We start from the raw sequence: 21,018 nt of genomic DNA on the forward strand, positions 1-21,018 counted from the left end.
ATTTTGATTCTTAGGCGGGTTTAGGAGATTATGGGTTTTCGGCAATTATGGTTGGTGAAACCCGCCCCTACAATATAGATAAATTGTCTTACCTAAAATCATGTCCAATTCACTGTTAATTAACTTGTCATTTTTAACTCCGCAACCAACGGGAATTGGCATCTATGCAGCAAATCTGTTTCCCCAACTTGAAAAGCTAGAACCAACCTTACTTAGTTCCCAACAGATTGAGGATTATACTTGCTATCAAATTCCCGGAAATCTCACCCCGGATAGCGGCAGCAAAGGACAGATAAACAGAATATTGTGGACTCAATTTAAATTACCTAAAATATACCAAAAATTGCACTCAAGCCTGATATTTTCTCCAATTCCCGAAGCACCGTTGTATTCAGGCTGCCGCTACATAGTCACAGTACACGATTTAATCCCTTTGCGATTTCCCCAAAAATTTTCGCGTTTGACAGCATATTTCCGCTACTATATACCCCAGGTTTTGCGACAAGCAGAACACATTATTTGCGACTCTCAAGCTACGGTGGAGGATGTGGCTCAATTTTATCAAATTCCGACTCAAAAAATGACGGCAATTCCCCTAGCTTGCGATCGCCTTAATTTTAGATATTTAGACTTACCAGTCAAAAATTATTTTCTGTATACAGGGAGACACGATCCTTATAAAAACCTGGAAAGGTTAATTGCGGCCTTTGCGAGTTTGGGCGATCGCGGAAATTACGAACTTTGGCTATCGGGGCCAAGCAATGCGTACACACCAAAATTGATAGCACAAGTTGCAGAATTAGGACTACAATCTGCCATCAAATTTTTGGGTTACGTTCCCTACGAGCGATTACCCATACTAATGAATCAAGCCATCGCCCTAGTTTTCCCAACACTTTGGGAAGGATTCGGCTTACCAATTTTAGAAGCAATGGCTTGCGGCACTCCTGTAATTACATCCAACCTGTCATCAATGCCAGAAGTGAGCTCAGATGCGGCATTATTAGTAAATCCTTACAACATTGGAGAAATCGCCGCAGCAATGCAAGCCATAGCCACAGATTCAAAATTGCGATCGCACTTAAAGACTGCTAGTTTAGCTAGAGCAGAGCAATTTAGCTGGAACAAAACCGGAGAAGCCACTGCCAATATTTTACAAAAATACCTTTAAATCTTCTCTCTTAATCTCTTCCCTCTGCGCCCTCTGCGCCCTCTGCGGTAAAAAAAATCTTACAACAATATTTGTAGTGGCGGGTTTCACCAATAATCTGGAATTCCCACAAACAATTCATATAAACCCGCCCCCACCCAACACACAATCCAAATACTGTGTGGGGGCGGGTTTATCTAGATTGTTTGTATTCATCAAATATTCCTCGTAAAACCCGCCCCTACAGGAATTATGGTTAATTAAATCGAATATATTATCCCATGCCAAATACCCAATCCAACTTACTAATCAACCTCTCCTTCCTAATTTCCAAACCAACAGGCTTAGCAATCTACGCCAAAAACCTCTTTCCCCACCTAAAATCCCTCAACCCAACATTACTAAGCGCCACCGAAATACCCAATTATAAATGCTATAAAATCCCATCAAACTTAACTCCCGAACAAGGAACCAAAGGACACATCAACCGATTGCTGTGGACACAAACCCAGCTTCCCAAAATTTACAAACAGTTAAAATCAAACTTAATATTTTCGCCAATTCCCGAAGCTCCGGTATTTGCAGGTTGTCGCTATATAATTACAGTACACGATTTAATTGCACTCCGATTTCCCCGCCGTTTCGATCCGCTCACACCCTACCACCGCTACTATATTCCCCAAGTGCTGCGACAGGCTCAACACGTTATTTGCGATTCGGAAGCAACGGCAAAAGATATTGCTGAATTTTGTCAAATTCCTAGGGATTTAATTACTTCAATTTCCCCTGGATATGATAACAGTTTTTTCCGCTTTTTAGACTTACCAACCAGCAATTATTTTCTTTATATTGGTCGCCATAATCCTTATAAAAATTTGCAACGAGTGGTAGCAGGATTTGCCGCTTTACCCAGTAGTTGTGAGTATGAGTTGTGGATAGCTGGATCGGAAGATAAACGCTATACGCCACTGCTGAAAGCGCAGGTGCAAGAATTGGGATTGGTCGATCGCGTCAAATTCTTAGACTACATTCCCCCTGGTGATTTACCGAAAGTCATCAATCAGGCGATCGCCCTGGTTTTTCCTAGTCTTTGGGAAGGATTCGGCCTCCCGGTGCTCGAAGGAATGGCTTGTGGCACTCCTGTCATCACATCTAACCTGTCTTCAATGCCAGAGGTAGGGGGGGATGCAGTGTTGTTAGTTAATCCTTACAGCGTGGAGGAAATTACCGCTGCTATGCACCAGCTTGTAACGGATGTTGGAGTGCGATCGAACTTACGGGAACTAGGTTTGGCGAGAGCAAAACAATTTAGCTGGGAAAAAACTGGTGAGGAAACTGCTGCTATTCTCGATCGCTACATTTAAGGAACGAAGGTCAGAAAGAGGGGGATAAGGGAAGAAGAGGGAGAGACAGTTATCAATTCCTGATGACCTCTGCCCAATTCCCCATTCCCAATTCCCCATCTCCTGACAGCGTGACTTAGGGACTGTAGCCCCCTTTTACTTGTTGATACCCAACTGATCGCCACGCTTGTACTGCTGATAAGCAGCAAAAAATAGCCCCGACAGAGTAACAAAGATGAGGCCGAGAACAATACCTGAAAGCAACGGTTCTACCATGAGAGCTCCTTATCGTTAAGATTTAACAACCTATTTTTAATATTACCAGCACTTACACAGATGAATTTTCGCAAAACAACGATAACAGCGGTCTGAGATCTTGATCTCCCCGCGAGGAAGGATTAAGCTATGTTATGAGAAATAAATTTTCTTGTAGATACTTTTTTTAATAGAACTCCTTTGAATAACCAAATTGCCAAAAATGAAACTGAAAACCCGATCGAGCGAATTGGCATATTTGTGCTAGCGTTCTTACTTGCGATCGTGTTATCAAGCTTAGCAATACGCCACTTTCAAGCGGTCGATCCCTACGTCAGCAGCGTACTATCATTGACTGGAGACCCCATTCAGGGTGCCGCCATCTTTCAAATGAACTGTGCCGGGTGTCACATATCCCTGTCCGACAGTCAAGTGGGGCCAAACTTACATTTAGTATCCGAGCGCAAATCCGAATTCGATTTAATCCGCCAAGTCACCAGCGGACAAACCCCCCCCATGCCACAATTCCAGCCAAGTCCCCAAGAAATGGCCGACTTGCTCATATATCTGGAACAAATGTGAACCAGAAAGCAAAGTCAGACTCACCCCAGGGCTGTTTCATTCTCTTGTAGGGGCGGTGCCAAGAGTGCCCGCCCCAATCTCTGAAACACATACAAAATCGTGGATGAGGAGGGTAGGCACGCACCATCCACTACCCCTACAAAACGATGATTTGTTTGAGAATGAAACAGCCCTGGGACTCACCCCCAGAGAGGGGCGAGGGGTGGCTCCCCTCCTGGGAGGGGCGAGAAGTGATATCAATTCCGGTTGTATCGGAATGATTTAACCGCGAAGGCGCGAAGGACGCGAAGGAAGAGAAGAGAGAGTTTAATACAGGACGATGAAAAGAGGATTTGGTATTATTCCCCTGCCAGGGAGGGGCGAGGGGTGGGTCTGATTCCCCTCCTAGGAGGGGCGAGGGGTGGGTCTGATTCCCCTCCTAGGAGGGGCGAGGGGTGGGTCTGATTCCCCTCCTAGGAGGGGCGAGGGGTGGGTCTGATTCCCCTGTCAGGGAGGGGCAAGGGGTGGGTCTTATTCCCCTCCTAGGAGGGGCAAGGGGTGGGTCTTATTCCCCTCCTGGGAGGGGCAAGGGGTGGGTCTTATTCCCCTCCTGGGAGGGGCAAGGGGTGGGTCTTATTCCCCTCCTGGGAGGGGCAAGGGGTGGGTCTTATTCCCCTCCTGGGAGGGGCAAGGGGTGGGTCTTATTCCCCTCCTAGGAGGGGCAAGAAGTGGGTCTTATTCCCCTCCTGGGAGGGGCAAGAAGTGGGTCTTATTCCCCTCCTGGGAGGGGCAAGAAGTGGGTATTATTCCCCTCCTAGGAGGGGCGAGGGGTGGGTCTTATTCCCCTCCTGGGAGGGGCGAGGGGTGGGTATTATTCCCCTCCTGGGAGGGGCGAGGGGTGGGTCTTATTCCCCTGCCAGACTAATGGACTATACCAATACGTTGAAATCCTGAGCTGTTAGCAAGCTCGATCGCACGCCATTGAGAATAGCCAAAACTTCACCAGTAGAAGTAACGCTAATTGATGCCGATCCATTAGTTTGACTAAACGACAATTGACTGAAATCCAAGCCACCGGTCAAAACCAGGGAATCAACTCCTTGGGTGAAGTCAATAATCGTGTCCAAACCGCTGCCATCTGTCAACACGAAACTGTTGCTACCGTCGCCACCAATGAGAGTATCATTGCCAAGGCCACCAAACAGCAAGTCATCGCCAGTGTCGCCAAACAAGACATCATCGCCACTGCCGCCAAGTAAGGTATCGTTATCCTCGCCACCACACAGAGTGTCATTACCTTGATCGCCAAAGAGCACATCGTTACCAGTGACACCCAAGAGGACATCATCGCCTTTGCCGCCGTAGGATAAATCATCACCTTCATCGCCAGAGATGGAATCATTGCCACGATTACCATAAAGGACATCGTTGCCGAGATCGCCAAATATCACGTCAAAGCCTTTGCCGCCAAGCAGAGTATCGTTATCGACACCTCCGTAGACACTATCGTTGCCGGTATTGCCATTGATATAGTCATCGCCCTGACGCCCAAAGATCAAATCATTGCCACCCAATCCGAAGATAGAGTCACGGGCTGCACTACCGAAGATCGTATCATCACCATTAGGGCCATTAATCACAGTACCCGCGATCGGGATACCAGGCTCATTAGGAGTATCCACCCTGGGGAAGTCACTTGGGCGAACCAAATCAGTCGTTTGTGGGCTCAGAGGAGTATCTGGAGTCGGAGTGGGAGTCGGTACCGGAGTAGGTGCTGGAGTCGGAGTGGGAGTCGGTGCAGGAGTCGGTGCAGGAGTCGGTGCAGGAGTCGGTGCCGGAGTCGGTGCAGGAGTCGGTGCCGGAGTCGGTGCCGGAGTCGGTACCGGAGTCGGCCTCGGAGTGGGAGTCGGAGTCGGAGTCGGTGCTGGGAAGTTACCAAAATTGACATTATTGACAATAGCCCCAGAAGCCAGCACGATATCGGCGGGGTCGGGGGTGCTTTGGGTGAACCCTGTTTGCGCGATTTCCCGGACGCGGTAGGTTCCCGGTGTCAGGTTCGTGAATAGGTAGTTCCCACTGTTGTCTGTAGTGGTGGTAACAGGAGTAGGAGCAACTACCCCAGTCGTAACATTAGTTAACTGAATTTGGAAACCGGGCAAACCCAGTTCTCCGCTGTCTTGAGTGCCATTATTATTAGAGTCTCGGAACTTCAGACCTCGGATCGTAGCCGGTTGGGGCAGAAAGTTGCCGAAGTCAACACCAGTAATGCTATTACCACCAACAATCGTCACCGGGGCCGGATTAGGAGTAGTCTGCGTCCAGCCATTTTGCTGCACTTCCCTTACCTGGTAAGTGCCTGCGGGAATATTGACCAGAGTGTAGTTACCGTTGGTATCGGTAATAGTCGTGGGTTCGGTCTGTTGAAAGAGGCCATCCTGGTTGAGATCCAGGAAGATTTGCCAGTTTTGCAGCCCCAATTCCCCAGTATCCTTGATGCCGTTGTTGTTAGCATCGCTGAATTTTTGCCCGCTAATTGTACTCGACTTGAAGTTGCCGAAGTTAATGTTAGGGATGTCTTGACCGCTGGTGACAGTAATATCTGCCGGGTTGGGGGTAGTTTGTGTCCAACCGGTTTGCGGTACTTCCCGCACCTTGTAAGTACCTGCGGGCAAATTGAGGAATTTGTAGTTGCCGGCGGGATCGGTGTCTGCCTTGGGTTCGTTTGTGTCGAGAGTGCCGTTGTTGTTGGTATCAAGGAAAAATTGCCAGTTGGGTAGTCCGGCTTCCCCTGCATCCAGGAAGCCACTCTTGTTGATGTCGTTGAACTTGATACCGCTAATCGAGTTGGGTTTGAAGTTGCCGAAGTTGTTGTTTTGGGAGTCTGTGCCACTGGTGACGGCGATCGTAAACGCACCTGGGGCTGCCGGTACCGTTTGCGTCCAGCCCGGTTGCAGCACTTCCCGGACGTTGTAGGTGCCGGCTGTCAGGTTGATGAACTGATACTTACCGGCACTATCAGTAACGGTGGCAGTTTCTCCTGGTTCTTGGATATTGTTGTTGTTAGCATCCAGGTAGATTGTCCAGCCTCCTAGGGCTGGTTCTGCTGGATCTTGGGCACCATTTTTATTGAAGTCATTAAATTTGAGCCCGCCGATTTTGCCTAGCAGGAAGTTACCGAAGTTGGTGGGAGTGGCCGGGATGTTGGTGATGTTGACACCACTGGTGGCTGTGATGCTGCCAGTAGGGGTAAGAGTTGGCTGCCAACCGGTCTGTGCCACTTCCTTTAGGGTGTAGGTGCCTGGCCCAACATCGGTAAAGGTGTAGTTGCCTGTGGTGGTAGCTGTCGTTTGGGTTTTAACCACTGCACCGACGGCGTTAACTAACTGAATATCCCAAGTATTTGCCGGTGCAACTTCTCCGGTATCTAGGACACTGTTGCCGTTTTTGTCATCGAATTTGGTGCCGCTAATGGTGATGTTTTTGAAGTTGCCGAAGTTTCCGCCAGCGACATTTAGACCGCTTTGGAGGGGGATGTCGGCGGGATCGACTGTGGTTTTTGTGGAACCTGTCGGCACTACTTCCCGGACTCGGTAAGTAGCACCGCCGGTCAGCGGACCAAGGTTCAGGAAACTATAAGCACCAGTGGCAGTTGTAGGTTGGGTGCTGATAGTTGCTCCGGTGACGGAGTTTATTAAATTGACTGGGATGTTTGCTAATCCGGTATCTCCTGAGTCTTGGACTCCGTTGCCGTTTTTATCATCAAAGATGAGACCATTAATGGTCATGGACTGGAAGTTGCCAAAGTCTTTGCTGTTAGAGTCAGCAATACCTGTGTTGTAGGGAGTAGCGGTAGCTGGAGGGAAAGTTTGCTGCCAATTAGTTACTGTCTGTTCTCGAACGGGGCTATTACTCTTGGTGTCGAGGAGGGTGTAATTCCCACCCGTTGCGACAGTCACCCGTTTTTCTGCACTATCTAGGGTGCTGTTATTGTTGTCATCTACATAAACAACAAAGTTTTGGACTGGAGTTGTGAGAGTTGCTTCCGTCCCATCTTTGGCCGCATTGCCGTTGCTGTCGTTGAAAACTTGACCCGTAACGGTAGGGCCGTATTCGTAGGCACCGATGTCAACCGCGCCGTTGACCCTGCGTGCAAAGGGCTGACCAAACTGAGTACCTCGCTGGTCTGTGGTCAGGGCCACACCAGTTATCGCATTGAGGGCGGCGGCATTGTTGCCAAGATTGATGACAGGATTACCAACACTATTAATTAAGTTGTGGGTTTGGACCGTACCACCGTAATTGCCCAAAACGCCGAGCCAAGAGGGGAGAGTTCCTGGCGTACCACCTGTGGAAACATTGTTAGCACCTGCGGTGATGGTATTAATTTCGGGGTTGGCTCCGCCAGAGTTGCTAATGACGATTGTGTTGTTGACGTTAGCTATCCCAGAGTTGAATACGCCGCCACCATTGGTGCTGGCAGTGTTAAGGGCAATGGTAGTGTTCGTCAAATTAGCTGTAGCACCTGTGTTGACAAAAATCGCGCCACCTAAGCCCTGACCAGGATTCGCGCCTGTACCGCCCGTTGCTTTGTTGGCGCTGAAGGTGCTGTTACTCACATTTAAAATGCCGTCTTTATTGAGGAAAATAGCACCTCCTAGACCCGATCCACCGCCACCGCCAGTAGTAGCGCCAGCACCAGCACCGCCACCGCCGCCGAAGCCACCAGTGCTTCCAGCACCGCCACCGCCGCCGAAGCCACCAGCACCACCGACACCAACAGTACCAGCGGTACCAGGAACAGTACCAGTACCACGAGCACCACCAAGACCACCGGGGCCTCCACCGCCACCGAAACCACCACCACCACCCGTACCACCGTTGCCACCGTTACCACCGTTACCAGTGCCAGTCCCATTCTGGCCAGCGCCACCAGTGCCGCCAGCACCACCGCCACCACCGAAGACTCCAGCACCGCCAGTACCACCAACACTACCATTGCCTCCAGCACCATTGGGTGTTCCACCAGTACCACCAAGGCCACCAGTGCCACCAGCGCCACCTGGGAAGCCTGAGCTACCATCACCCGCGGTGCCACCATCACCACCAGTGCCATTAGGAGTACCACCAAGACCACCAGCCCCTGCCGCACCAGGGGTACCGCCTGGGCTACCAGTGCTTAAGTCGCTGTTGCCACCAGCCCCACCGTTTCCGGTTACACCTGCACCACCTGTTGCTGTATTGCTAGCAAAGGTAACGCTGTCAATTTTGACAGTACCCTTGTTGATAAAAAGTGCGCCTCCTAAGCCAGCCGCGCCACCACCACCACTGGTGCCCGCTTTGCCAGTTGCTGCTCCATTTTGAAGTGTGAGGTTAGATAAGGTGACTGTAGCATTGGTGTCAACGGTGTTAACGAAAAATAGTCGGCTATTACCACCGCCGTTGATCGTAATCCCAGTTGTAGTGCTGCCAACAAAGTTAACAGGGTTAGTAATGACAGGCAGAACTTGTCCGGCACTGAAGGTGATAGGAGCAGTGATATTTATATCATCAGTATCCGGCAGGACGTTAGCAAAAAGGATGGCGTTGTTCAGACTGGTAAAGTCGGTAGCGGTAAAGGTTGCCAAAACACCGCTGTAAGCCTCTCTCGCCTCTGCGGAAAATGCCATAGCCGTCTCTATTTTGCCTGTAGTGACTTCCAATTCCCAGTCACCACCCAAGGCGGCATTCCCAGTCAAGTTATCGGAAGCCGCAACTTCTGCTCCGGTGAGCTGGCTCAGCCTTTGGACAAAAGCGACACCGGCTTCTGTGGCGGCGACGTTGCAACCATAAAGTAGAATTTCGGGTTTAGCTGTAATTCGAGAGTTTGAGTTTTCCTCTGCCGGTAAAGCAAACCATGTTTCTAGCCGATCGCGATAAGTTTCAATATTACTTAGATTCAGTTCTGTTGCACCGATTTGCACGCACGCCTCGGCACCGTGAGACAGAATGTGAACTGCTCCTATATTTTGCCGTTGTTTGAGTGTGGCTGCTATTTGCTCGATGCCGTCGCGATCGCCCTTGAGAACAATAACTTCTGTATCGAAATCAGTGCTTTTCGTTAAAATTTCGCAATTTTTAACTTTGGGATCTACAAAAACTATCTGTTGGTTTGGTACTTTGTCAAATTCCATGATTTTATTCCTCTAGTACACGCACACATCAAATTGATAACACAAACCAGCCTTAGCAGCGATCGCCTTTTGTTCCGGTGCCCATAAAGTCGATCGCCCGTGCTTCCACATATGCTTTTTTATGTATTGACAGCAACCTTTTTTTGTGCATTGCTACAATTAATTATTTAATTTGATTGCTTAGAACTCTCCCATAGCAATTTTGTTCCAGCTTTTACAAACATCTTTTTATATACTTTTATATACTTATTACGCGCTACTTTTGCTCTATATAGCAAATTACTTACCACAATTAATGAAAAATGTCAATACTAAAATAGGTAAAAAATTGCTCCAAAAAACAGAATACCCAGACACCCGACTCAATGAACAAGTCGGGTATCTCACAGCCCTTGGTCCTTAGTTATCGTGAGTTACCAACTTTCCTCAACGGGATTATTGGAATTACTCCAAATTTCCACATCTAAATCATTGAGATAAATCAGAGCACTCTCAATCTGTTTCGCCGGACCATTTAGTTCCAAATCAAACCAACCGTCATCAGAATTTTTGACACCCAAGAAAGCCCCATTAAAATTAACCTTTAAACCGTATTCAGAAATCAGGTTAGAGATGACTGGTTCCTGATGGTACTCTTTAGGAACGCGAATGCGAATGCGGGTTTGAGTTGGTCTGGTATCGCCGCTGTCGGATTTGGGAAGGTCTGATTCTTGAGTTTTATGAAAATTGTCGATGGGTTCAAATTGAGATTCGCTACTATTGTGGTCTAACATTTCAACCTCCGAATGTTTGTTACAATTTATTGGTTCTTTGTTATTGGTTCTTTGTTATTGGTTATTTGTGATGGAGACCTTTGCGGTTAAGAAATCGCGGAGTCGAAGAGTTATTGGTTATTTGCTATTTGCTTCCCATAACCAATTACCAATGACCAATGACCAATGACCAATAACCAATGACTACTGACTATTATTCAACTTCTTTGATGCTAGTTTTTCGTTCCAAAATCTCCTTAAGTACGAGAGTAACAACTGCTAAAAGACCCAGAACTACCGCCGCTGAAAAAGCCGCTTGAGTCGCATACTGCTTGTAAGCATCCTCTACAAACAAAGGTAAAGTTTGCGTTTTTTTAGCAATATTTCCCGAAACCACAGAAACAGCTCCAAATTCTCCCATGGCTCTAGCATTAGTCAAAATTACTCCGTAAAGCAATCCCCAGCGAATACTGGGAAGAGTGACATTCCAGAAAATTTGCCAATCATTTGCACCCAAAGTTTTCGCCGCCTCTTCTTGATCGGTTCCGACTTCTTCCAACACCGGAATTACTTCGCGAGCCACAAAAGGTAGGGTGACAAAAGCAGTAGCCAACACCATTCCCGGAAAGGCAAAAATTACCTTAATATTAGCAGCTTCCAGCCACGGACCGAACCATCCCAACCGACCGTAAAGCAGTACAATCATTAAGCCTGCAACTACGGGAGATATGGCAAATGGTACATCTAAAATGCTGATTAATAGCGTGCGACCCGGAAATTTATTGCGACCAATTACCCAGGCTGCACATAAACCGAATACTGTATTTACAGGCACAACTATCAGAGAAATCACCAGGGTAAGTTGCGCTGCGTGCAGAAAATCGGGCGAGGTTAAGTTAGCAAAAAATGGCTCTACTCCCTTTCTGAAAGCTTGGTAAAAAACGTTGAGGGTGGGGATAAATAAGACGAGAGCCAGATAGGCGATCGCAATGGTGATTAAAGTTGGCTTAACCCATGGTTTTTCCTGACTCTGCGTCGAACTACCGCCCGGAAGTTTGTAATTCGTGGATGAATTAATATTAGCCGTCATAGCGTCTTCTCCATGCTTGTAAAAGATTAATTGCAAACAGCATACTTAGGGAAATAGCTAACATGACAGTGCCGATAACTGTGGCTCCTGCATAGTCATACTGTTCCAATCTTTGAAAAATCAAAACAGGGGCGATTAAATCTTTGAACGGTATGTTAGAGGCGACAATTACAGTAGAACCGTACTCGCCAACCGCTCGCGAAAATCCCAGGGCAACTCCGGTTAAAATAGACGGAAATAGGGGCGGCAAAACTACTCGCCAAAAGGTTTGAAATTGAGAAGCACCTAGACACCAAGCTGCTTCTTCGATGTCTTTTTCCATCTCGTTTAAAACTGGCTGTACAGTTCGGACGATAAATGGCAAGGAAATAAATATCATCGCTATACCTACGCCCAAGCGAGTAAAGGAAATTTTGATTCCCAAGGGTGCAAACAGCGAACCAATCCAGCCGTTGTCGCTGTAAACTGTGGCGAGAGTTAAACCTGCAACGGAAGTGGGCAGTGCAAAGGGCAAATCGACGATCGCATCGACAATCCTTTTTAAGGGAAAATTGTAACGGACTAAAACCCAGGCAATTAATGTGCCGAACAATCCGTTAATTAATGCTGCAATTAATGCCGTAACGAAGGTGACATCGTAGGCGGAAAGGGCGATGGGACTTGTGGCAATTGCCCAAAATTCGGCGGGGTTTGCGGTGCTGGCTTTCAAGAGCATGGCGGCCACTGGGAGCAATAGCATGAGGCTGAGGTAGCCGAGGGTGATTCCCCAAGGTAGTGTGATTTTGCCGATCGCCCTTTTGATCTGCTCGATCGGAGATTGAGGATTATTGGTTGGAGAAGATACAGTCATATAAGAATAGTTTTGAGTTGGAAAGAATTGCCCTAGGGGAGGGTTTTACCAAGCATATTCGACTAAACCAATCATTTCGTATACTTCGACTACGCTCAGTAACCAGCCCCAGCTACTACCGTTTAATTGAACCTTGGATTTTGTCAAAAACAGCTCCGTCATCGAAGAATTTCTTCTGAATTTCTCCCCAACCTCCTAAATCTTGAGCTGTAAATAAAGTTTTGATGGGGGGATATTTTTGGGCAAATTCTGGTTCCGCAGCTACTGTCGCATCTACTGGGCGGAATCCGGCTTTGGCAAATTCTCGTTGAGCTTCTGGGGTGTACAGGAATTTGACGAAGGCTTCGGCTACTTCCTTGGTGCCGTGTTTGGTGACATTTTTATCAACAATGGCGATGGGATTGTCGATGGAAACATTGACTTCGGGAATAGTATAAGTCGGTTTTTCCCCTTTCTGACCAGCCAAAATAATCTCGTTTTCGTAGTTGATTAAGGCGTCGCCTTGGCCTTGTTTGAAAAATACGTCGGTGGCTTCGCGGGCATCTTTAGTTAAGATGGGGACGTTTTTGTAGACTTTGCTAGTAAAGTCCAATGCTTTGGTATCGTCTCCTCCGGTTTTGAGCACTGAGCCCCAAAGTGCGAGAAAATTCCAGCGAGCTACCCCCGATGTTTTGGGATCGGCGGTAATCAGTTTTACTCCATCTTTGGCTAAATCTTCCCAGTTTTTGATGCCTTTAGGATTCCCATCGCGGGTGACTATCGCTGCTACAGATTTGCTGACTATGCCTTCGTTAGGGACTTCTTTTTCCCACCCAGGCTCAATTAGTCCGGCTTTTTCGATTTTTTTGGTGTCGAGGGCGAGGGCTAGGTGTACGATGTCTGCTTCTAAGCCGTCAATTACGGCTCTGGTTTGGGAACCGGAACCGCCGTAGCTTTGGCTGAATGTGACGGTTTGGCCCTGTTCTTTTTGCCACTGTGCTACGAATTTGGGAATTATGGCTTCGTGGGCGGCTTTGGTGACGGCGAAGGAAACGAGGGTTAATTCTACGTTGCTTTTGTTGGCGCTTGGGCTAGAAGCCCCGCCGGGATTGGCTCCGGGATTGTTGTTGCTAGTGGGCGCGCAGGAGGCGATCGCAAAACTTAATGTGATTCCCAGTAAAAATAGCGACACAAAGCTTTTAAGCGAAGTCAATAATTGACTTTTGCCCACTGGCTGCGGTTGTGACTGGCGAAGACGTTGACTTAGGCGTTGCCACGGACTCATTATATTGGTTCCTTTACTTAAAGTACGGTTATTAGGTCGGAATACCGTAATTATTGTCATGAGTTCAAATCATATACGAGAGCGAGTAAAATGGCAATAGGAAAATGAGTAGCCAGCAGGTCCGGGCGATCGAATATGCCTGAGTCTCTTTTATCAGTGCTTTGTAGGCAGATCTACGGTAAAATGTAAATAATATACAAACTATTAATTTAAGGTGTGGATAACTAGGTGAGGCTGTGCGATCGGTTAAATCTAAAGGCGACGCTAACAAATCCCCGCCTAGTCACAAAAAATTTTAACTTTTAAGCTGTCGTAGATTTTTTTATTCATTTTGAACGGGGGCTAAAAAATCCCGCTCGATCGGCAAAAGACCAAAGGTAAAAAGGCATCAGAAACAGGCTCACACTCTTCCATTCCCCAACTCATGCAACGCTTCGTGTTGTGATTGATGAAGCAATTTCAACAACTCACAACTATACTATTTACCTATTTCCTCTGTCCCTCTTCCTGGCCATTATTTTATATGTGTAGCAACTTATGTCCTTATTACGCCCCATTTCAGACGCCCTAATTGAACTATTGAAGCCGATTGCCAACGAATTAGGAGAAAGATTGGGAGCAAGCGCTGTCAACGAACGTTTTGCAGAAATTGAACCATCGGCTTCTTCAACTTTAAATCAACAAATCAAAAAAGACCCTCGCTGGATTAAAGCACAGGTTAAATATTTGCAGCGACACCAGGCTAGAGAAGAAGAATTAATGGAGATAGCCAATATAAATGAAGAATGGGTCAAAGAAGAACGCGCTAATCGAATTAAGGCAGAAGAATTGAGAGACCGACGGGCAATTAGTCGGCTATGTCGCGAATTAATGCGCGAGTTTCAAGCAGAAGCAATTCGAGTTAAGCTGAGCGAAATCCAAATTGTTTGGGACCGAGACAACTGGTTTTCTAATTTGAGCAGGCAGGAAACTGAACAAATTTTGCAGCAGCAGCAACACCGATTGCTGTTATTAGTCGCTCCTGCCAAAATTAGCCAAGATTGCCCTGATTCCTTTCGCCACAATCTGAATATCGAACTTCCTGGTAAGTTGAGAGCTTTTTTGAACCAACACTATCCTCAGTACGGAGATTTGTGTCCTGTTCAGTTTTACGGAGATTATTTCAAAAAGCCCATTTCTGATATTGATGTGGAGCGGTTACAGACTGTGTTGTCTCCAGTGCCTACAGCTATATTGTATAGCGATATCAGCGACTATGAAGTGAATTTTCATGTCGGTTTTTGGGGAGTTATCAATCAAAGTGTTTCTTTAGTGGCGATGCAGCCTTGGAATTGGGAAGAAGTTTACCATCAGTTGGAAGCAGAGGGCAAAGATTCAAAAATGAGTCTGCGAATTATTAGGCAGATTATTGTGACTATTCACAAATTATTGGCTGCGTTTTTAGCAGATTTGTATTATCTTAATATCGATTTCACCCACGAACCTCAGTTATTCAATTTAAAACAAGAATTCGCTCAAGAATGGTTTTCTCAAGATTGGGAATTGCCATATATTGAAACTCTCAAAGAAATTCAGAAACAGCAGCGAATAGCCTATGAGGGGGAAATGCGACGGCTGGCACTTCGAGAAGCCAAAGCTAAGGCAGAACGCAAGCGTTTGGAGGAGACTGAACTCAAACGTAGAGAAGAAGCCTTGGCGGTATCGCAACGGGCAAAGGAATTAGCTTATAAGTTAAAAAATCATCAATGGCGCTGCGTACACACGCTACCGGGACATTCATCTTTTGTTAATTCTTTGGCGATTAGTCCTGATGGTCTCACTTTGGCGAGTGGTAGTTGGGATAAAACTATTAAGATTTGGAATTTAGAAACCGGGGAATTAATTGGTACTCTAACGGGACATTCCGATCGAGTAAATTCTGTGGCTATTAGTTCGGATGGGCAAATTCTAGCCAGCGGTAGTTCGGACGAGACTATTAAATTTTGGAATTTGTATAATGGCGAGTTGCTGTGTACTTTTCCGGGACATTCTATGGAGGTGAATTCCGTGGCGATTAGCCCCAACGGGCGAGTAATTGCTAGCTGTGGTGGGGCGGATAATACGATTAAACTTTGGAATTTGCGTAGTGGGGAGTTGCTGCGGACTTTGAAGGGTCATTCTGATAATGTGAATGCGGTGGTTTTTAGCCCGGATGGTAAAATTTTGGCTAGCGGGAGTTCTGATGCCACGAGTAAGATTTGGGATGTGGAAACTGGTAAATTGTTGCGGACTCTTTCGGGGTTGAATGTTGGGGTGAATTCTGTGGCGATCGGACCTGATGGCAAGATTCTGGCTAGTGTTAGTAATGATTATACGATTAAGTTGCGGAATTTGCAGACTGGCAGTTTGTTGCGGATTTTAAATTTTAATTATGACAAAGATAATGGTGTGGGGACTTTAGGAAGTAATGAGGGTGTGCATATTTTGCAAAATTATGTGAGTCGGGGCGATTCGGTGGTGATTAGTGGGGATGGTTTAACTTTGGCTAGTGGCTGCGATGATAATACGGTGAAAATTTGGAATTTGCAGACAGGGGAGTTGTTGAGCACTCTTAAGGGTCATGGGGGTACGGTGTATTCGGTGGCGATCGCACCTTTGGGCAATATACTGGTCAGTGGAAGTGCGGATGAGACGATTAAGATTTGGCGGTGTGATTAGTCGGTTGGCAGTTGGTGGACAGTTTGTGGTAGCTTCTGAGAAAGATAATTGGGGTTCAGCCTTTGTGGGGAGGGCTTTTGGGCGAATTAGAAAAAAAACTTGGCTGGGGGGGTTGCGCTAATGGCGATCGGTTTGCTATATTAGTTTATGTTGCTGGTGTAACTCAGTTGGTAGAGTAGCTGATTTGTAATCAGCCTGTCGCAGGTTCAAATCCTGTCACCAGCTTTAAAAAAGAATTCGTGAAAGCCTCGTGCGTTCACGATTTTTTAATTTTAAGTAGCCCTAAACTGTATTTTGTTTTTATATTAATTCCGGTTGTATCGGAATGATTTAACCGCGAAGGCGCTAAGGACGCGAAGGAAGAGAAGAGAGAGTTTAATACAGGAGGATGAAAAGAGGATTTGATATTCTATCAATTCTGGTGGCACCCGAAGAGAATTGGTAATAGGTAATTGGTAATGGGTAATTGGTAATTGGTAATTAGTAATGCCCCATGCTCTTCCCCATCCCCCCTTGGGGGGGGCAGGGGGGGGTTCCCTATTACCTATTACCCATTACCCATTACCCACCTAACTGAGAAAGGCTATAGTCAGTGCTGGCTAGAGTCTGGGAAGATTTTTTTAGTTATTGGTTATGAGTTCTGAGAAACAAGAATCAACAACCAATAAACAACAAACAACAACTAAAAACCAACTAAATTATACTGGTTTTTAGCTCCACATTCCTACACTATGACGGTTGTTATTGCGATACCTATACCTAGGAAAGTTAGTAGTATTTTCTGTGGAATCTTGGAGAGTTGAGCCGTCATTTTCCGTAACTGGAGACGTGATATTTTGGGTGTTTTCTGGTGCGGTATCTGAGTCCTCGGAAGCAGCCGGAAGAGATTTTTGTTCTATTTCCTGTTCGTCGGTGTAAAACTCCAGGCGCACTCTGACTTTTCCTTTTGTCCAGGATTTACCTGCACTCAAAAGTTCGCAATCCATACCGTCTAAAAACAATCTTTCTTCTAGGAGTTTTGACTGCATAATAGTCAAAAATTCGCTAACTTTGAAAGTACATTGATACATCAAAGCGCTGGCGGGAGTAGACAAAACATCGTCTTCTCTTAGAAAAACTTTTGAGGGTTTCATATCTATTGTAATTTCAGGAAATAGTTGAGTGTTCGATGTTGATTTTCTGCTTTTTCTAGTGGTGTTTTGTTAGCAGTTATTAACCCAAAAAAAATGACAACAATTAACTGTTGAATTTTGATTTATAGGGGTTGTTATTAGTTATTTATTAACAGTTACTAATCAATAATAACTAATAACAAATAACTCAGTAACAATAACTGTTAATGGTTTTTTTTAGAAAAACCAACCGTAGGAATGTAAACCCTTGCCTAACAAATTAACGCCTAGATAACAAATCCAAACCACCACAAAACCTGTGGCTGCTAAGATGGCTGGGCGTCTTCCCTGCCAGCCGCGGGTGATGCGGGCGTGGAGGTAGGCTGCAAACACTAACCAAGTAATCAATGCCCAGGTTTCTTTCGGGTCCCAACTCCAGTAAGAACCCCAAGCTTCGTTGGCCCAAACACCGCCGGCAATAATGCCAATAGTCAGTAAAGGAAATCCTAAACCGATGATGCGATAGCTAATGTTATCAAGAGTTGATGCGAGATTCAATCGCTGGGGCGAGAGAATTTCTGCGGTTTGAGATTGAGGGTGGGAAGAGGTTTGAACTGTTGCTAGTTCTAGGACTGCGGTGGTTGCCGAACCGTTATTGGTGGAATTGAAAGAGGGTTCGCTGAATGCTAATCCGCTGTCGGCTGCGGTGGTGCCAATTTGAGGTTCGGGGTTTTGAGGGCGTTGGAGGCGGTAGTTGCTGTGGCGATTGCCGTTGGTACCGAAGGAACTGCCGGTGAGTTCGATTTTTTGACCGCGGGTGACGACTAAAAAGGCGATCGCCAGTAGCGCTCCTACCATTAAAGTTGAATAACTCAGCATCATGACGCTGACGTGCATCATCAGCCAGTTGGATTTGAGGGCTGGTACTAGGGGTTCCGCCGACTGCATGGTTGCGGGCAGGGTGAGGGCTGCAAAGGCGGAAATTGCCATGGCTACGGGGGATGTGGCTACTCCTACTAAGCGCGATCGACTCATGTTTTCCGCGACTAGATGGATGGCGGTGATTCCCCAAGTGAGGAAAAATAGGGATTCGTAAAGGTTGCTCAGAGGGAAGTAGCCGGCTTCTATCCATCGAGCACCGAGTAGGGCGGCAATGGAAAGATTGGCGATCGCCATTCCGGCGGTGCCGAGGGCTGACAAATAGGGAATGCCGGGAAAAGCAGCCCCAACCCAGTAAACGAGCATTGTTGAGAGGAGAACGGCAAAGGAGATGTTGTCCAGCCAGTTCTGGAATACAACCAGATCCATAAAAATTACCCCGGTAAAGTTTTCATTTGTTTGATACTAACTAGATCGATCGTACTGGGATTCGGGATTTTTGGGTGATGGAGACGGGCTTTAGATCCCCGACTTTTTCAGAAGTGGGGACTGTGAGTGTGCTGTGGTGTTAGCGGTTGCTTGGGAGAGTCGATCGAATAATGTTAACTACCAAGGATTGCCAATCATTCTAAAAGCCGACCAATAATAGGGATGAGAAAAATTCCCACTGCCTGTGTTGGGTATTGAATGTGGCAGAGGCAAGCTTCCAGAAGAAGTGTGCAGCACTCCCCCTTCAATGCGGACGGTTTGGCGCAACATCGCTAATTGTGCTTGTCGCAGGGCTTCTGCCTTAATCGGAGCATTTTTTAACTGGCTGTAAAACTCGGACATCAATCCCAAACTCCCCTCATCGCTCACATACCAGAGAGTAGCTAGAGCCGATTTAACACCTGCTTGCACCGCTAACCCGCCAAAGCCCAACTCTGCATCCCGATCGCCCACAGCAGTCCTGCAAGCACTCAAAACCAACAGTTCAACTTGGGGGCTGTGCCAGTTCATTTGTCGCAACTGATCTAAGCGCAATTTAGTATCCCACAATTGAATGAAAGAATTGCTGGGGTCTCCCGATCTAAATTCGGCGTGGGTAGCCAGGTGAATCATGCCAAAGGGTTGCTGCTGGCGCTGGGATTTCAAATTTGCCAGAGTGAAAGCTTGGTTCAAGAAAGACTTGCCTGGCCACTCCTGCCGAGCGATGGTGGATACCTCTATTTCCACCGCAGGTAAAGGACTCATATCCGCAAATTGCGAGGCCCCCATTGCCAGAAGTTGGGTATTTTTGAAATTGCTAGTGCTGGTATCAGTCAAACTGAGACTGGGCATGGAGCCGACACTGTAACGTTCGATCAGAAAACCTTTCCCGTCGTGGAGGGCGGCCATGGGCACCGATCGCAGCCCCATATCTGAGATAAAAGATAAATTGTTAATGCCTCGCGCTTGGAGCTCAGCATCGAGGGGGGCTATCATCATTTGATAAAGCTGCTGAGCAACAGGCAAATAACTTTTAGTATTGCGCTTCACCGGATTAGTAACTTCATTGCGAAATTTCTGAACTAAGGCTAGGACTTCGGTGCGGGAGGTTAGGGGTATCCTGCGGCGAATTGGTTCGCCAGAAGCAGTTACCAGTATTAGTTCCAGTTCCTCGCTGTTTTGAATTTGCTGTTCTACTCGCAAGATTGAAGAACCGCTGTAGGAGCGATCGACAATAGTATTACCTTTGGGTAGAAAAGTGATGTAGATCAGAGCTGGTTTAATGCCTGTGGCTTTTTCGATGGCACTAAGCTTCTTTTGAGCATCTTCTAGGGTAGCGATCGCATTTGTCGATGGCAAATTTAGATAATTAACAAAATCCCTGGTCAATCTTTCTTCTATGGGAAAAATAACTGCGTCAAGGTTCCTTTGCCAATTAGAAGTATTGATATTGGTGGCTGAAGGTAAATTTGGCTGTTGTAAGGAATTAGATATTTGATAAAGCTGTTGTGAGTTCGGGGAAAATACAGGATTTGCGATCGGTAGGGGATTCACTGGGAGTGTGGGAGGCAGAGTCGGTTTGGGTATGGTGTCGAGATTAATGGGCGCGACGGCAGGCACAACAGGTATCCCATTAACTGAAACTGCCGGAGGTGAGACTGTTGCTACTGTTAGCGCTGGTGTTTGGATGGTGGGAGCGATCGGCACAACTGTGATAGGTGCTGGTGTTTGGATGGTGGGAGCGATCGGCCCTACATTGACTGGTGTTGGTGTTTGGATGATGGGAGTGCTAGGTACAACTGTGACTGGTGTTGGTGTTTGGATGATGGGAGTGCTAGGTACAACTGTGACTGGTGTTGGTGTTTGGATGATGGGGGCGATCGGCTCAACTGTGACTGGTGCGGGTGTTTGGATGATGGGGGCGATCGGCTCAACTGTGACAGGCGCGGGTGTTTGGATGATGGGGGCGCTAGGTACAACTGTGATGGGTGTTGGTGTTTGGATGATGGGGGCGCTAGGTACAACTGTAATGGTTGCTGGTATTTGGATGATGGGGGCGCTAGGCTCAACTGTGACAGGCGCGGGTGTTTGGATGGTGGGGGCGATCGGCACAACACTGACTGGTGCTGGTGTTTGGATGATGGGAGCGATCGGCACAACACTGACTGGTGCTGGTGCTGGCGCAGGAGTTGGTGCAGGAGTTAGTGCTGGTGCAGGTGTTGGTGCAGGAGTTAGTGCTGGTCCAGGTACTGGCGCAGGTGTTGGTGCAGGAGTTAGTGCTGGTGCAGGTGCTGGCGCAGGAGTTGGTGCTGGTACAACAGTGACGGTTTCTGGTGCTGGCGCTGGTGCAGGTGTTGGTGCAGGTACTGGCGCAGGTGTTGGTGCAGGTACAACACTGACGGGTGCAGGTACTGGCGCAGGTTTTGG

At 47.1% G+C, this 21,018-nt stretch carries 14 protein-coding genes and 1 tRNA gene; 6 read left to right on the plus strand and 9 right to left on the minus strand.

What is annotated here, in order from left to right:
• Nucleotides 1-100: 100 nt before the first annotated feature.
• Nucleotides 101-1,171, plus strand: coding sequence for a glycosyltransferase family 4 protein (locus tag ACBR23_RS09405; protein ID WP_371119029.1), 1,071 nt, complete (start codon nucleotides 101-103; stop codon nucleotides 1,169-1,171).
• Between the two features lie 260 nt (nucleotides 1,172-1,431).
• On the plus strand, nucleotides 1,432-2,514 hold the full coding sequence (locus tag ACBR23_RS09410; protein WP_371119028.1) for a glycosyltransferase family 4 protein: 1,083 nt from the start codon (nucleotides 1,432-1,434) through the stop codon (nucleotides 2,512-2,514).
• A 135-nt stretch (nucleotides 2,515-2,649) separates the two neighbouring features.
• Here ACBR23_RS09410 and petG read toward each other — a convergent pair whose 3' ends face one another.
• Nucleotides 2,650-2,769 carry a cytochrome b6-f complex subunit V gene (gene petG, locus ACBR23_RS09415; RefSeq protein ID WP_015174208.1) on the minus strand — a complete coding sequence of 40 codons (120 nt, stop codon included), beginning with the start codon at nucleotides 2,767-2,769 and terminating at the stop codon, nucleotides 2,650-2,652.
• 180 nt (nucleotides 2,770-2,949) lie between these two features.
• Here petG and ACBR23_RS09420 point away from each other — a divergent pair, with 180 nt between their 5' ends.
• Nucleotides 2,950-3,330 (plus strand): c-type cytochrome, encoded by a 381-nt coding sequence (locus tag ACBR23_RS09420; RefSeq protein WP_341739034.1) that lies wholly within the window; start codon nucleotides 2,950-2,952, stop codon nucleotides 3,328-3,330.
• 908 nt (nucleotides 3,331-4,238) lie between these two features.
• On the opposite strand, the gene ACBR23_RS09425 is transcribed toward ACBR23_RS09420, so the two are convergent.
• From ACBR23_RS09425 to ACBR23_RS09445, 5 genes are all read right to left on the minus strand, one after another.
• Nucleotides 4,239-9,479: an SdrD B-like domain-containing protein gene (locus tag ACBR23_RS09425; protein WP_371119027.1), complete on the minus strand. Its 5,241-nt coding sequence runs from the start codon at nucleotides 9,477-9,479 to the stop codon at nucleotides 4,239-4,241.
• A 413-nt stretch (nucleotides 9,480-9,892) separates the two neighbouring features.
• Entirely contained in the window at nucleotides 9,893-10,252 is a 360-nt protein-coding gene (locus tag ACBR23_RS09430) for an NIL domain-containing protein (protein WP_371119026.1), read from the minus strand.
• A gap of 193 nt (nucleotides 10,253-10,445) precedes the next feature.
• A complete protein-coding gene (cysW, locus tag ACBR23_RS09435) occupies nucleotides 10,446-11,321 on the minus strand; it encodes a sulfate ABC transporter permease subunit CysW (RefSeq protein ID WP_371119025.1) in 876 nt (291 codons plus the stop codon).
• The gene (gene cysT, locus ACBR23_RS09440) at nucleotides 11,311-12,171 is read right to left on the minus strand and encodes a sulfate ABC transporter permease subunit CysT (RefSeq protein WP_371119024.1); all 861 of its coding nucleotides are present in this window, start codon (nucleotides 12,169-12,171) and stop codon (nucleotides 11,311-11,313) included. The genes cysW and cysT overlap by 11 nt, the downstream gene beginning before the upstream one ends.
• 115 nt (nucleotides 12,172-12,286) lie before the next feature.
• Nucleotides 12,287-13,435 (minus strand): sulfate ABC transporter substrate-binding protein, encoded by a 1,149-nt coding sequence (locus ACBR23_RS09445; RefSeq protein ID WP_371119023.1) that lies wholly within the window; start codon nucleotides 13,433-13,435, stop codon nucleotides 12,287-12,289.
• A 537-nt stretch (nucleotides 13,436-13,972) separates the two neighbouring features.
• Here ACBR23_RS09445 and ACBR23_RS09450 point away from each other — a divergent pair.
• A complete protein-coding gene (locus ACBR23_RS09450) occupies nucleotides 13,973-16,132 on the plus strand; it encodes a WD40 repeat domain-containing protein (protein WP_371115700.1) in 2,160 nt (719 codons plus the stop codon).
• Nucleotides 16,133-16,284: 152 nt separating this feature from the next.
• Nucleotides 16,285-16,357, plus strand: a tRNA-Thr gene (locus ACBR23_RS09455).
• A 485-nt stretch (nucleotides 16,358-16,842) separates the two neighbouring features.
• On the opposite strand, the gene ACBR23_RS09460 is transcribed toward ACBR23_RS09455, so the two are convergent.
• From ACBR23_RS09460 to ACBR23_RS09470, 3 genes are all read right to left on the minus strand, one after another.
• Nucleotides 16,843-17,265: a KGK domain-containing protein gene (locus ACBR23_RS09460; protein ID WP_371119021.1), complete on the minus strand. Its 423-nt coding sequence runs from the start codon at nucleotides 17,263-17,265 to the stop codon at nucleotides 16,843-16,845.
• A gap of 216 nt (nucleotides 17,266-17,481) precedes the next feature.
• A complete protein-coding gene (gene ccsB / locus ACBR23_RS09465; RefSeq protein ID WP_371119020.1) occupies nucleotides 17,482-18,552 on the minus strand; it encodes a c-type cytochrome biogenesis protein CcsB in 1,071 nt (356 codons plus the stop codon).
• 177 nt (nucleotides 18,553-18,729) lie between these two features.
• The gene (locus ACBR23_RS09470) at nucleotides 18,730-20,211 is read right to left on the minus strand and encodes a CHAT domain-containing protein (protein WP_371125640.1); all 1,482 of its coding nucleotides are present in this window, start codon (nucleotides 20,209-20,211) and stop codon (nucleotides 18,730-18,732) included.
• Here ACBR23_RS09470 and ACBR23_RS09475 point away from each other — a divergent pair.
• A partial coding sequence (locus tag ACBR23_RS09475; protein ID WP_371125641.1) for a hypothetical protein occupies nucleotides 20,177-21,018 on the plus strand: 842 nt, incomplete at its 3' end. The two genes, ACBR23_RS09470 and ACBR23_RS09475, sit on opposite strands and share 35 nt — an antisense overlap.

This window comes from Microcoleus sp., from assembly GCF_041354475.1.
Taxonomy (GTDB): Bacteria; Cyanobacteriota; Cyanobacteriia; order Cyanobacteriales; family Microcoleaceae; genus Microcoleus.

Bases quoted from the DNA above. Each gene is read 5' to 3' on its own strand.
- ACBR23_RS09450 (WP_371115700.1), top strand. From the start codon at position 13,973: ATGTCCTTATTACGCCCCATTTCAGACGCCCTAATTGAACTATTGAAG.
- ACBR23_RS09405 (WP_371119029.1), top strand. From the start codon at position 101: ATGTCCAATTCACTGTTAATTAACTTGTCATTTTTAACTCCGCAACCA.
- ACBR23_RS09430 (WP_371119026.1), bottom strand. From the start codon at position 10,252: ATGTTAGACCACAATAGTAGCGAATCTCAATTTGAACCCATCGACAAT.
- ACBR23_RS09410 (WP_371119028.1), top strand. From the start codon at position 1,432: ATGCCAAATACCCAATCCAACTTACTAATCAACCTCTCCTTCCTAATT.
- cysW (WP_371119025.1), bottom strand. From the start codon at position 11,321: ATGACGGCTAATATTAATTCATCCACGAATTACAAACTTCCGGGCGGT.
- ACBR23_RS09425 (WP_371119027.1), bottom strand. From the start codon at position 9,479: ATGGAATTTGACAAAGTACCAAACCAACAGATAGTTTTTGTAGATCCC.
- cysT (WP_371119024.1), bottom strand. From the start codon at position 12,171: ATGACTGTATCTTCTCCAACCAATAATCCTCAATCTCCGATCGAGCAG.
- ACBR23_RS09460 (WP_371119021.1), bottom strand. From the start codon at position 17,265: ATGAAACCCTCAAAAGTTTTTCTAAGAGAAGACGATGTTTTGTCTACT.
- ACBR23_RS09445 (WP_371119023.1), bottom strand. From the start codon at position 13,435: ATGAGTCCGTGGCAACGCCTAAGTCAACGTCTTCGCCAGTCACAACCG.
- petG (WP_015174208.1), bottom strand. From the start codon at position 2,769: ATGGTAGAACCGTTGCTTTCAGGTATTGTTCTCGGCCTCATCTTTGTT.
- ccsB (WP_371119020.1), bottom strand. From the start codon at position 18,552: ATGGATCTGGTTGTATTCCAGAACTGGCTGGACAACATCTCCTTTGCC.